The sequence below is a fragment of the Flavobacterium palustre genome, from assembly GCF_014639535.1.
Classification (GTDB): domain Bacteria; phylum Bacteroidota; class Bacteroidia; order Flavobacteriales; family Flavobacteriaceae; genus Flavobacterium; species Flavobacterium palustre.
Genome location: NZ_BMGA01000001.1, coordinates 648,108 through 661,858 on the forward strand (window position 1 = coordinate 648,108; position 13,751 = coordinate 661,858).

Genomic DNA, 13,751 nt, shown 5'->3' on the forward strand with positions numbered 1-13,751 from the left:
ATTAGAAACTGAGATAAAGATTCACAAAATAGGTTCTGTCATAGCCATAAAAATATTTGTTCCCAAACGAAGGAGTACCGCTGGAAACATCCTGATTGAGCTGCCTGAAATTAGCATTTCGAGCTTGTTCGTAACCACCCGTTTTGTATTTGCTGTCAAGCAGATTATTAACACTTACAAAAAGCCCAAGATTCTTTCCTTTAATCCGCCAGGATTTTCCACCAATTAAGTTGAGCAAAATCACAGGATCCAATTTTTCCTGTTTCAATAATTCCGCCGCTCTTTCTTCGGTAGCTTCCGGAAAAGAAAAGCCACTGGCGGGATTGATATAAAACCGACTGGTTCTGGAAATTGGTGAAACATCAATATAAGTGTCAGCCAAATAATTCATATTAGTTCCAATCCACCAATATTTTGGGTCGCGGTATTCCAAACCCAAACTATAAGCCTGTTGCGGCATTCCCGCCTGTTTGTAATTTTTTAAAAATGCTGTACCAAAATCATACGATGGATTGGTGTTTTCTACCGTAGCCACCGCATCGTTGTTAATGCTCACATTCGGATTACTGTCATAAGTATATCGCCCATAAGCCGCCGAAAAAGTAGTTTTTAAAGTTGGACTCATTTGGTATTCCAGGCTCAATTCGACTCCTAAATTCTTCCGGTCCAAAAGCGTTAAAGTCTGACTCACAAAAGCATTCGTATTGGTATATCCTGCTTCATTATCAAAAATTCCTTCGGCATAGAAAAACGATATTTTAGTGGCATTTTTTATCGTCGAATAATAAGCTGTTATTCGGGTTTTAATTTTTGGTGTCCTAAAAACATAAGTCGCATCAAGGCTGTTCAGCGTTTCACTTTCCAAACCATCAACTATGGTATTATTCAATCGCACATTCGAAAAACTGTTTCTCAAATTAGGCGCTTTGGTCAAATATGCCGCATTAAAATGCAACGATTGTTTACCCGAAATCTTAAAAAGCATTCCGCCTTTAAAACCAAAATTCTCAAAGTTCAGTTTTGGGCTTTCGCCAAAAGAAATCGTCGGATAAATTCCGTTTCTATACAAGCCATTTCGTTGATAATTGGTTCTGGAAAAAGATTGAGCCAGATAAAAATCGATTTTATCATAAGAAAACTTAAACTGTGTAAACGCCTCCAAAACCCGAGCCGAAAGCTTATAATTATATCCGTAACTATCGCCAACCTTGACCTGACGATTGGGATGATTCAAATCCGATTGCGCCTGAGTTCCGCTATAAAAACCGTCAATATCTTCAAAAAAAGCACCGCCTAATAAATCCAATAATTTTTGGTAATTATGCGATTGCAAATTGCGATATGCAATACCCGCATTGACAATCAAATTCTCGTTTAACTGCGAATTAAAGTTAGAATTCACTGCGATTGTTTTATCATCATTTCGGTCTTCGTACAACACATAATGACTTTGGGCAGCTTCGTAACCAATTATATTTGAATTATTATCGACAATTGGATTTTGATTTGCCCGATACATCGCTTCCCAATCTATTTGCGGATTCGCTAAAAAAGTAATTCTGTTTTTCCCGGCATTATCATAATCAGGAGTGAAATCGCCTGAGAATTCTCCGTTATCTGCCGCATACATCGAACTGTAGTAGCTGGGCATTTTCCTAAAGTAAGTAGGATCAGGACTATTGGCATTTTGATAATCGATATTGCTGTTACCTATTTTTCCAAACTGATACATCAATCCCGAATTCAGGTTGCTGTGATCGTTTATTTTAAAATAATGATTCAGCATCACAATAGGTTCTTCGACCGTTCTTACTCTCGAATTCCTGATTTCACCATTTTGATAACCCCAATAGGAATTGTAGGTTTCGCTGGTTAAATTAGTTACTTCAGCGGTATTGGGCGAATTTTTCCCGCGTTCGTTTGGCGTATAAAACCCGGTGAGATTAATCGAATGTTGGTCGTTCAATTTCTTTTCGACACTTATAAAAAGTGAATTGGCATCATAAGTTGTTCCGTCAAAATAGCCTTCTTCTGCATAACGTTTCCCTGCCGAAAGAACGTAAGCCCAACCCGAATTACTCATGCCCGAAGCATAATTAGCCATCATCCGCCAACTATAATTAGTATTGGTTCCCGCAAAACTAATCCGGCTTCCTGATCGATAAACAGAAGCCCGGGTATTAATTTGCTGTGTTCCCAGAATCCCTCCAAAAGTATAATCGGACGGAGTGCTTCCAATTGAAAATTCCTGATTTCGCGTGGCATCATTGAGTCCGCCCCAGTTGTTCCATTGTGGCCTTCCGTCATAGAGTTTGTTCATCGCAATTCCGTTAATCATCGTAACAGCATTTTCGCTGTCTAAACCACGAATTCTAAAACGCGCCTGTCCCCAATTGAAGGCAGCAGCCTGCTGAAAAGCATCTTTGGAAGATTGCAATAATCCCGAAGTACTTTCGGAGCTGCTGTTGTCATCGGTTAAATCGTCTTCAAATAGCTGAATTACGGAAACCTGCTGATCCGAAATTTGATCTAATTCTAACAAAACAGCTCCTAAATCCAGTGACAGAGTATTTTGTACACTCACCGGAAACAAAGCATCTTTGTAACCCTGACTGTGAAAAAGCACTAAATAATCGGCTGATGGAATAGCTTCAAAAACAATAATTCCCTCTGAATTAGTCAACTGTGTAAAATTGGTATTCTGAATTGAAACCACCACAGCAACTAAAGGTTTTAGTGTTTTGGCATCTAAAACTCTGGCCGAAATTCGAGCCTGATTTTGTGCCAATACCAAATTGACGGACACAATGCAGAAAAGTAAACCCAAAAAACACTTCATAAACTCCATAGAATTATCGGCAGTATTTCTTTTGATTAAAAGAAAACGACCAGCTAACATAACATGAAAAAGCATTGCTGAACACAACAAAATATCCCGAAAAAGGAATATTTTTGGTAACAATTTAGGATTGCTGTTTTTGGAAATAGATTTAAAAACCGAAAGTGGTGGTATTAAATAACTTATCAAAGTCAAATAGCACTTCCGATAAAATAAAAGTAAGAAAAACTTTTAACAAAAAAACCATTAATAATTGTTTTTTTGTGAGTATTACATTAAAAATTCGGTGAGAATATTTTCTGTTATGGTAAAATTGGATTATAATGCCTTTAAAAACTACTGTTTTTCGAGTTATGAGATTATTTTTCGAAGGTAGATTCATCAGCATTCTTTGACTGATTCATTTTAGTAACTATCGCTTTCAAACGCAAGGCTCTTTCTTTTTTCTCTTCCAGCAATTTAGCTTTTTTCCTGTTCAATAACTTGGTATGTAAAGCCTTGTTTTTGGTGTTTTTTTCAGGTCCTTTGGGCATGATTTATTTTTATTGGATACAAAACAACTTCCTCTATTACAATGTAAATTTTATCGTTTTGTTTCTTTATCTTCTTCGAAATTTTGCAATTCTTTTTTTACTTCTTCTAATAATTGTTTTTCGGTTGGTAAGTATAAATTATATTGACTGGCTATAATATTTTTATTGTTTTCGGGCAATGTAAATTTAACCACACTATCATTTTTATTGGCACAAAGCAAGATTCCAATAGTTCGGTTTTCGTTGTCATTTTTCTCCATTCGGTCGTAATAGTTAACATACATCTGCAACTGACCAATATCTTGATGAGTCAATTTTTCGGTTTTGATTTCGATGATTACAAAGCATTGCAATAAACGATTGTAAAAAACCAAATCCACGAAAAAATCATCGCCATCGATATGAATGCGTTTTTGTCTGGCAATAAAGGTAAAACCATTCCCCAACTCCAACAAAAAATCTTGTAAGTGCGTAATAATAGCCGTTTCTAAATCTCTTTCATAGTAAGAAGCCTCCCGTTTTAACTCCAAAAATTCTAAAACCATTGGGTCTTTTATAATTTGTCTGGCATCCGAGGGCAATTTTTCGTTTCTAGCCACTGCCAAAACATCCTGTCTATCTCTACTAATCAAAAGACGTTCCCAAAGACTGCTATTGATTTGACGTTCCAACTGTCTTGATGTCCAGTTATTTTTTACACTTTCGGCAATATAAAATTCTCTTTTGTCTTCATTATCAAGTGAAAGAACAACTTATATTGTGTCCAATTCAATTGTGTCCGCAGTGCAGACACAATTGGGAAGGTGCGATAAAACTGGCGATACCAATTTAATTGACGGTATGAAAAACCACTGCCATATTCTGGTTGCAATTGTTCAGCAAGAAATTTTATCAAGTAGGTTCCATAATCGGCGCGGTCTTTTCCTTGTTGTTGTTCTTCAAAAATACGTTTGCCAATTGTCCAATACATAAGCGTTCGTTCGTTATCCACGATTCTAATTGCTTTGTCTCGTGCAGTAGCAATAATTGCCTTTATATCTGGAATTATAGATTGATTTTGAAGCATTTGAAATGAATTATGGATGTGTTACAAACATACTAAAAAAGGATGGAGATTTTTAGTTGATTTATATTGTGAAACAGAATTGCATCAGCAGTGAGGACGTAATTGTAAAATTCATTGTAATTTATAAATCCTTAACAAAAAAACATGAAACCTTTATATACTTATATTTTGCCTTAAAAAACACAAATAATATCCCATTCTGTATGGACAGCTCGCGAGCTGTCCCTTCGTTATGATAAAATTCCTTATTTTTGCACGCAATAAAATTGAATCATGATACAAAATCCAGAAAGATATACGATTACGGCGGCTTTGCCTTATACTAACGGACCTATTCATATTGGGCATTTGGCGGGAGTTTATGTTCCTGCTGACATTTATTCGCGTTACCTGCGTTTGCAAAACCGCGATGTGTTGTTTGTGTGCGGAAGCGACGAACACGGAGTTGCCATCTCAATGAAAGCCAAAAAAGAAGGCATTACACCGCAACAAGTAATCGATAAATACGACGGAATTATCCGTAAATCGTTTTCTGATTTTGGAATTGCATTTGATAATTATTCCAGAACTTCGGCTAAAATTCACCATGAAACGGCTTCGGACTATTTTAGAAAATTATACGAAAACGGTGATTTCATTGAAGAAGTAACCGAACAATTATATGATGTCAAAGCTGACCAATTCTTAGCCGACCGTTTTGTAACGGGAACTTGTCCAAAATGTGGCAACGAAGAAGCTTACGGTGACCAATGCGAAAAATGTGGTTCGACTTTGAATGCTACCGATTTGATTAATCCAAAATCGACCATTACGGGGGAAACTCCTGTGTTGAAATCAACCAAACACTGGTTTTTACCATTAGATCGATACGATGCTTTTTTGAGAGAATGGATTTTGGAAGGTCATAAAAACGACTGGAAACCGAATGTGTACGGACAGGTAAAATCCTGGATCGACGGCGGATTAGAACCTCGTGCGGTAACCCGTGACTTAGACTGGGGAATTGATGTTCCGGTTGAAGGTGCCGAAGGAAAAAAATTATATGTATGGTTTGATGCGCCAATTGGATACATTTCGTCAACTAAAGAATGGGCTCAAAGAGAAGGAAAAGACTGGACTCCTTACTGGAAAGACAAAGGGACTAAACTGGTTCACTTTATCGGAAAAGACAATATTGTGTTCCATTGCGTCATTTTCCCTGCGATGTTAAAAGCCGAAGGAAGTTATATTTTACCGGACAATGTGCCTGCAAATGAGTTCCTGAATTTGGAAGGAAATAAATTATCGACTTCTAAAAACTGGGCAGTTTGGTTACACGAATATTTGGAAGAATTCCCAAATCAGCAGGACGTGTTGCGTTATGCTTTAACATCGAATGCTCCGGAAACTAAAGACAACGATTTTACCTGGAAAGATTTTCAGGCGAGAAATAATAATGAATTGGTAGCCATTTTTGGAAATTTCATCAACCGTGTGGTGGTGTTAACCAATAAATATTACAATGGTGTTGTTCCAACTCCAAACGAACTTTCGGAAGTGGATGAGCAAACTTTAGCGGAATTACAGGCTTATCCTGCCGTAATTTCAAGTTCTATCGAAAGATACCGTTTTAGAGAAGCTTTAGGCGAAATGATGAATGCAGCTCGTTTAGGAAACAAATATCTGGCTGACGAAGAGCCTTGGAAAATGATCAAAACTGATCCGGAACGCACCAAAACCCAAATGTATGTGGCTTTGCAAATTGCCGCTGCTTTAAGTACGCTTTGCGAGCCTTTCCTTCCGTTTACTTCTAAGAAATTGTTGAAAATGTTAAACATCAAAATCAACAATTGGAATTTGGAATTTGAAGATTGGAATTTATTACCAGCCGGTCACCAAATTGGCGAAGCTGAATTATTATTTGCTAAAATTGAAGACGAAGCCATTCAAAAACAAATAGACAAATTGGAAGCCACTAAAACGGCGAACCTTGCCGAAAATAAAAAAGCTGAACCACAGAAAGATTTGATTCAGTTTGAGGATTTTGCCAAAATGGATTTGAGAGTTGGAACGATTTTAGAAGCTGAAAAAATGCCAAAAGCCAACAAACTTTTAATCCTAAAAGTCGATACAGGTATTGATGTTCGTACGATTGTTTCGGGAATTGCTGAAAGTTTCAAACCCGAAGATATTATTGGAAAACGTGTTACTGTTTTAGCAAATTTAGCTCCAAGAGCACTTCGTGGTGTTGAAAGTCAGGGAATGATTTTAATGACCAACAATGCCGAAGGAAAATTGGTTTTTGTAAATCCAGATGCGGATGGTGTTGGGAACGGAGAGACGATCAACTAATAAATTACCGCAAATTCGCAAATTTTATTTTGAAGTTCTGAAAGAATAATTCGCGAATTTGCGGTAAAAAAATAAGCCTAAGTTTTGCCTTTGAGATGAATGACTACTAATTGTAAGCACAACTGTTTTCTGTGAAAAAATGAAAAATGCAAAACCCAAATTAGCTTTAGCACTTGGAATACTTTGTATTTCTATCTTCCCTGTTTTGGTTCGGTTGCAATTGACTAACGGATTGATTTCGGCATTTTACCGAATGTTTATTGCAGCTATTCTGTTATTACCTTATGTCATTTTTAGCAAAAAATTCAAACTACCACCCACCACTATTACATTACTAGCTGTAGTCAGCGGAATTGTATTTGCAACGGATATTGCAATCTGGAATATTGCCATCCAAAAATCAAGTGCTACACAGGCTACCTTATTGGCTAATTTATCTCCGGTTTGGGTGGGTATCGGCTCTTTTCTGGTTTTAAAAAACAAACCATCGATTAATTTTTGGATTGGAACAGTCATCGCTCTTTTAGGAATGGTTATTTTGGTTGGTTTTGAAACTTTCAGGCAGCTCAACTTCGACTTGGCTTTTGTTCTCGCGCTTTTGTCCGGAATGCTGTATGCTACTTACATCTTAATCAGTAAAAACATATTGTCTAAAATAGACATACTCTCTTTTATGAGCATTGTCCTGGTTTCTTCCAGCTTATTTTTAGGTTTGATTTGTGGAATTACAGGAGAAAGTTTTATCGGTTTTTCAAACACAGCCTGGCTGGTTTTGTTTATTCAAGGCGCAGTTTGCCAACTGACTGCCTGGTTATTAATCAGCTATGCTACCCAACATTTACAAGCCACCAGAGTTTCACTGAGTCTATTAGGACAAGCGGTTTTAGCTACACTACTCGCCTGGTTATTTTTAGACGAAAAAATGAGTTGGCTTCGGATTATGGGTGCTGTTTTTCTACTTTTAGGAATACGAATCACTTTTTACACACAATCCATTGGGTTAAGAAAAAATAGATAAACCAATCATTTTTATAATCGGTTTTTTGAAATAAATCATCAAAATAATTTTTTAATTTAAGAAAAATAATACTTTTGTAAGCATATTAACTATCTTATCAAAACCGAAAAATGAAAAAAATTATTTTATTTGCCTGTATCCTTTCAACAGCATTGTTTCAGGCGCAAACCAAACAAATTTTTGAATCTCCAAAATTAAAAGAAGAGATTACTACGCACAAAACAATAGCAGTACTACCTTTCAAATCTACTATTTCGTACAAAAGACTGCCAAAAAATTTCAATCCGGAGACAAATGCTCAGGAAGAAAAAAAATCGGCACTTAGCCTTCAATCAGGATTATATACTTATTTATTAAGAAAGTCATCTGATTATTCTGTTACTGTACAGGATCCAGAAAGAACAAATGTTTTATTGAAACAAAGCGGGAATTTTGATAAAGTTGATGACCTAACTCCAGATGCTTTGGCTAAAATTTTAGGCGTTGATGCTGTTATCAAATGTACCTATGCTTACCAAAAAACAGGTAGCGAAGGTGGTGCAATTGTAAAAAGTTTACTAATAGGTTTTGGAACCGGAAAAGTAGCCACTTCCGATTTAACAATGAATATCTACAATGCAAAAGACGGCGATTTATTATGGCGTTTTTACAAACAAATGGATGAAGATGTAATGAGTAATCCTCAGGCTATGATGGAACACATGATGCGAAAAGTGGGACGTAATTTTCCTTACGAAAAAAGTTAATTTATTTTTTAAATACACACCGAAAGAGGCTCATTGGGCCTCTTTTGTTTTTTAAGAAATGGTTTCTTTAAAAGAAAATAAATCCCGAATTTGCAATAAAAAATAAATACTATGTCCTTTAAAGTAATTGCCTTCGATGCCGATGATACCTTATTTGTTAATGAAACCTATTTTTCAGAAACAGAAGAAAAATTTTGCGAATTAATGAGTGACTATCTGTCCCAGCAAGGTCTTTCGCAAGAGCTTTTCAGGATAGAGATTGCTAATTTAAAAATTTATGGCTACGGCATTAAGGCCTACATTCTTTCGATGATTGAGGCAGCAATGACTATTTCTAACAATACGATTTCGGTTGAAGTTATCGAAAAAATAATACAGTACGGCAAAGAACTGCTTGAAAAACCTATAGTGCTTTTAGACGGTGTTGAAGAAACTCTGGCAGCTTTACATGGAAAATACAAATTAGTTGTAGCTACCAAAGGCGATTTACTGGACCAAAGACGCAAATTGCATAACTCCGGATTGGGAAAATATTTCCACCATATCGAAGTGATGTCCGATAAACAGGAACAGGATTACCTGGATTTAATTAAACGTTTAGAAATCCAGCCTTCTGAATTCTTTATGATTGGAAATTCTTTAAAATCCGATGTTTTACCGGTATTAGCTATTGGCGGGCATGCCGCTCATGTACCGTTTCATACCACTTGGGCACATGAAAAAATTGATCATGAAGTGAAACACCAAAACTTTAGTACTATTGAAAAAATTACTGATATTTTAAAAAAAATAGAACATTAAAAAATCTGGAATGGTTTTTGAAAGTAAAAACTCATGAAAAAATCATTCCTTTTTTTATTCCTGTTTTGCTCCTCTGTACTGTTTAGTCAAACAGTACTCACCTCTTATACTATTAGTTTAAACAATCCTAAAGGAAATGATAAAGAATCAAATTTTGAGCGCCTAAGATCACTAGATCAAATCGTTGTCTCTGCCACATCTAATTACTCCAAAAAAAACAATCAAATTCTGCATGTTGAAAATGAAAATACCCACGAAGTATTTGTTTTTATAAAGGACAGCGAGAAAATTACGATTCTAAAATACAATCGTGCCTTATTTTTAAATAGTAAATATGTATTTCCGCTACAAAATTTAGAAGACGTACAATTAACCGGATGTAGTTTTAGCAAAAATGGAAATCCAAACCTTTATCTATCGCCTAATTTACCTAGCAATAAAGCTTCATTAGCTTTCATTTTAACCTTAAAATTTGATTTAGAAAATAAAACGCATACACTTTACAGCACTAAACTACCTCCTACCGATGTTGTTGTAACAACTTTCCAAATGAATAATTCCTTTCATATTTTGGCACAGCATCGCATTATGCAGGCATTGATTGTCTACAGTTTTGAGGAACCTAAAGTCGCTAAGAAAGTTTTTGATTTATCCTCTTTTACTTTTGAGAATAAAAATGGTAAAATGCAAAACTTTAATAACCTTACAAATGCTTATCCAATTGAAAAAATGGACGTTAATGACTATAATATTTTGGATAAAACGGCTCAGAAAAGTAAAATTTACATCCAGGATAATCACATTATCCTCACCTTAGATTACACCCCTAAAAATACGCAGGCATTTGATCTTAATTTGGAAAATGGTCATTTAACTGAAAAGAACTTCCCCCAATCTGTTCTTCAGGATGCAAAGAAAAAGAGTAATTCCTTTTATCACCTCGGAAAACTGTATCAGATTAATGCAAGCGAATCAGAACTCACTTTGGAAATAAAAGATTTTAACTCGGGCCAAATTCTAAAAAAGAATAGTGTTTTAAACGAAAGTGATCAAGACTTTAACAACATTCCCCTTTTCATTCAAAAAGATTCCCGAAAACCGAAAGACATTAAAAAACCAAAACAATTTTTACAGCATCTGAACGATTTAGATGTAGGAGTGACCGTTTATAATGCTAAAAGAAATACTTATATTTCTATAGGCGGAATTCCAATGACAGAAGATAGAGGAAAACTTATTCAGTCTAATAGGTTTCATAACAGTTTCCTTGATGACGAGTTTTCTGATATAGATTTCCCGGCAATTTATCATTTTAAATATGCTTATTTTGAGGGTATTCTGAATCAAAACCTGGAGCTTGTTGTCCGTAATCAATCGCCACTTGCACTTGATAAACTGTCTTATTTTTTAAGTAAAAACAAAAAAATAGTTTTAAGCAACAGCTTTAAACTTAAAGACTATTATGTTTTAGGCTATTATGATGCAAAAGCAAAAAAATATGTGATGCGAAAATTCACAGATGGTTTTGATTTCTAAAAAAGCATCATTTTATTTTAGTTTTGAAAGACACAGAATAAATTAAAACTACTGTTAAATAAAAATCAAATTGGGTTTTACCGCTTATTTTTATACGCTTTTTAGTAACTTTACCTTACGTTTAACAAAAAACTTACGATTATGTTGTCAAAAAATATAGAAACTGCATTAAACAAACAAATCCGCATTGAAGCGGAATCTTCACAGACTTATTTATCAATGGCTTGTTGGGCAGAAGTAAATGGATTGGAAGGAATTGCTCAATTTATGTACGCCCAATCTGACGAAGAACGCGCTCACATGCTGAAACTAATTAAATATGTGAATGAACGCGGCGGTCATGCACAAATTACCGATTTGAAGGCTCCAAAAACTACTTATACTACCTTTAAAGAAATGTTTGAAGCTTTGTACCAACACGAAATTTTCGTTTCTGATTCCATTAACGAATTGGTTCATATTACTTTTTCTGAAAAAGATTATGCAACACATAATTTCTTACAATGGTATGTGTCTGAGCAAATTGAAGAAGAAGCAACAGCAAAAACTATTTTAGATAAAATCAACCTGATTGGGGACGACAAAGGAGGATTGTACTTATTTGATCGTGATATTCAGCAATTAACAGTAACAAGTTCTGTTGCTATAAACCCAAAATAAAAACGTTAAATTTTATTTAGAATATATAAAAATAACATTTTTCTTTTTATATTTGCCTCAGTTTTAAAGCAAAAGCAAAGGTGAGCAAGAAGGATAAAGAGAAAGACAAGAAAAGCAAGAAGAAAGACAAAAAGAAAAAAGAAGCTCTTAATGTCATCAAGAAAGTAGAAAACTGTAAATCTTCCTGTTGTGAAAAATTCAAAAAATCAGAAAACAAACGTTGTAAACGTTGTCCTATGTATGATTTGATTCAAAAAGTAGCCTAATTTTATATATAAAAACCCATCGAGCAATTGATGGGTTTTCTGTTTTTAATAACCAGCTGCACCCTGATGATCATAAAAAAAATCGCTTACTATTTTAAATAATAAGCGATTTTTTTGTCTGTAACGAGAGCAACTACAACTCTCCTTTTTCATTAAGTTTCCGTTCCAGTTCAGCCTGAAATTCTTCCATAACCGGCTTCATGGTACTTTCGGGAATATCAGCAATTCTAATATACATTAATCCATCTACAGCATTATTGAATAATGGATCAACATTAAAAGCAACCACTTTTGCATTTTGCTTGATATACTTTTTAATCAATACCGGCAAACGCAAAATACCCGGCTCTAATTCGTCAATAATTTTATCAAATTTATTCAAATCAGCTTCTGTTTCATTAAAAATGAAATCTTTGTCGGCATCTTTCAGTTTTACTTTATATGCTTTCTTTGGATGAATGTATTGCGCAATATAAGGATCGTAATAGTTTGATTTCATGAATTCAATCATCAGTGATTTTGAAAAATCAGAGAATTGATTGCTAATACTCACACCTCCAATAAGGTATTTGTGCTCCGGAAAACGCAATGTAGTATGGATAATTCCTTTCCAAAGCAGGAATAATGGCATTGGTTTTTGCTGGTATTCTTTGATAATGAAAGCACGCCCCATCTCGATAGATTGGTGCATCGTTTCAAACAATTCCGGTTCAAAACGGAAGAGTTCGTTCAGATAAAAACCTTCTATTCCATGCTTAGGATAAATTTCTGAACCCAATCCCATTCTATAAGCACCTGCAATTTTTTTTGCTTCATCATCCCATAAAAAAAGATGATGGTAATATTGATCAAATTTGTCTAAATCTATAGATTCATTGGTTCCCTCTCCTACTTCTCTAAAAGTAATTTCGCGCAAGCGACCTATTTCATGTAAAATACTCGGGATTTTGTTAGCCTGCGTAAAGAAAACTTCATAGTTCTTACTTTGCAACAATCGGCAATCAGTATCTCTCAAAGAATTTACTTCTGAAATAATTTTTTCACCATTAGCAGGTGTTGCAATTTCTTTAGGATTTCGGGTAATTTTTAAATTAGGTGTTGTAATTAATTTGCTTTCTTTTTCAAAAGGATTCGCCAGCATATAGGTTTTCTTTCTCAGGAATTCCGAATAAGCTTCAATACTTTCGTATTCATTTTGTTCAGCTACTGAAATAGGTTTTCCAATACGAACTTTAATCACACGGTTTTTTTGACTAAATAATTCCGAAGGCAATTTAGCCGTACGCAAAGTCCCACTAATTTTAGAAAGAATGTAAAAAAGACGACTGTTTTTGGCGTGGAAATAAATCGGTACAACAGGAACCTGTGCTTTTCTGATTACTTTAATAGCACCTTCTTCCCAGGGTTTGTCAACAACAAGTTGTCCGTCTTTGTAACTGGAAACTTCTCCGGCCGGAAACATTCCAAGCGGTTTTCCATCACTTAAATGACGCAATGTTTCTTTGATTCCTAAAACACTGGATTTGGCATCCTTATGATTTTCAAAAGGATTTACCGGCATGATATATTGCTTTAAAGGCGCAATTCGATGCAATAAAAAATTAGCAATAATCTTGAAATTAGGCTCTCTTTCGAGCATTAATTTCAACAACAAAATCCCATCTATTCCTCCCAGCGGATGATTAGAAATGGTAATATAAGCTCCGTCTTTAGGCAAACGTTTGTAATCTTCTTCAGGAATTTCAAATTTTATTTGCAAGTCATCAACAATTCCATTTAAGAAATCAATTTCTTTTAAATGTTTGTTGCGATTATACACTTTATTTAAAGTAGAAATCTTCAGCACTTTCATTAATAGCCAACCTGAAAAAGTCCCCAAGGCTCCGTATTTCTCAACATTGATTGCTTTTGCAACTTCTTTGGCGGTAACTAAACCCATTTATTTTTTTATTTTT

At 35.0% G+C, this 13,751-nt stretch carries 12 protein-coding genes; 7 read left to right on the top strand and 5 right to left on the bottom strand.

Features of this window, described 5'->3' with window-relative positions; genetic code table 11:
* Position 1: 1 nt before the first annotated feature.
* From IEV84_RS02690 to IEV84_RS16465, 4 genes are all read right to left on the bottom strand, one after another.
* A complete protein-coding gene (locus tag IEV84_RS02690; RefSeq protein ID WP_306451626.1) occupies positions 2–2,806 on the bottom strand; it encodes a peptidase associated domain and porin domain-containing protein in 2,805 nt (934 codons plus the stop codon).
* Between the two features lie 392 nt (positions 2,807–3,198).
* A complete protein-coding gene (locus IEV84_RS02695) occupies positions 3,199–3,372 on the bottom strand; it encodes a hypothetical protein (protein WP_188492153.1) in 174 nt (57 codons plus the stop codon).
* Between the two features lie 50 nt (positions 3,373–3,422).
* Complete coding sequence (locus tag IEV84_RS16460; protein WP_229732575.1) at positions 3,423–4,043, bottom strand: PDDEXK nuclease domain-containing protein; 621 nt, start codon at positions 4,041–4,043, stop codon at positions 3,423–3,425.
* A gap of 23 nt (positions 4,044–4,066) precedes the next feature.
* Complete coding sequence (locus tag IEV84_RS16465; protein WP_229732576.1) at positions 4,067–4,438, bottom strand: DUF1016 N-terminal domain-containing protein; 372 nt, start codon at positions 4,436–4,438, stop codon at positions 4,067–4,069.
* A 273-nt stretch (positions 4,439–4,711) separates the two neighbouring features.
* Here IEV84_RS16465 and metG point away from each other — a divergent pair, with 273 nt between their 5' ends.
* The 7 genes from metG to IEV84_RS02735 all read left to right on the top strand — a co-directional run bounded on the left by metG (position 4,712) and on the right by IEV84_RS02735 (position 11,796).
* Positions 4,712–6,769: a methionine--tRNA ligase gene (gene metG / locus IEV84_RS02705; RefSeq protein ID WP_188492155.1), complete on the top strand. Its 2,058-nt coding sequence runs from the start codon at positions 4,712–4,714 to the stop codon at positions 6,767–6,769.
* Between the two features lie 139 nt (positions 6,770–6,908).
* Entirely contained in the window at positions 6,909–7,787 is an 879-nt protein-coding gene (locus tag IEV84_RS02710; protein WP_188492156.1) for a DMT family transporter, read from the top strand.
* Positions 7,788–7,897: 110 nt separating this feature from the next.
* Positions 7,898–8,533, top strand: a complete 636-nt coding sequence (locus tag IEV84_RS02715; RefSeq protein WP_188492158.1) for a hypothetical protein — start codon at positions 7,898–7,900, stop codon at positions 8,531–8,533.
* 111 nt (positions 8,534–8,644) lie between these two features.
* Entirely contained in the window at positions 8,645–9,334 is a 690-nt protein-coding gene (locus IEV84_RS02720; protein ID WP_188492160.1) for an HAD family hydrolase, read from the top strand.
* Positions 9,335–9,367: 33 nt separating this feature from the next.
* Complete coding sequence (locus IEV84_RS02725; RefSeq protein WP_188492178.1) at positions 9,368–10,870, top strand: hypothetical protein; 1,503 nt, start codon at positions 9,368–9,370, stop codon at positions 10,868–10,870.
* A 141-nt stretch (positions 10,871–11,011) separates the two neighbouring features.
* Positions 11,012–11,530, top strand: a complete 519-nt coding sequence (locus IEV84_RS02730; RefSeq protein WP_188492180.1) for a ferritin — start codon at positions 11,012–11,014, stop codon at positions 11,528–11,530.
* An 80-nt stretch (positions 11,531–11,610) separates the two neighbouring features.
* Positions 11,611–11,796 (top strand): hypothetical protein, encoded by a 186-nt coding sequence (locus IEV84_RS02735; RefSeq protein ID WP_128193136.1) that lies wholly within the window; start codon positions 11,611–11,613, stop codon positions 11,794–11,796.
* Between the two features lie 133 nt (positions 11,797–11,929).
* Here IEV84_RS02735 and IEV84_RS02740 read toward each other — a convergent pair whose 3' ends face one another.
* On the bottom strand, positions 11,930–13,735 hold the full coding sequence (locus IEV84_RS02740; RefSeq protein WP_188492182.1) for a GNAT family N-acyltransferase: 1,806 nt from the start codon (positions 13,733–13,735) through the stop codon (positions 11,930–11,932).
* Positions 13,736–13,751: the final 16 nt, after the last annotated feature.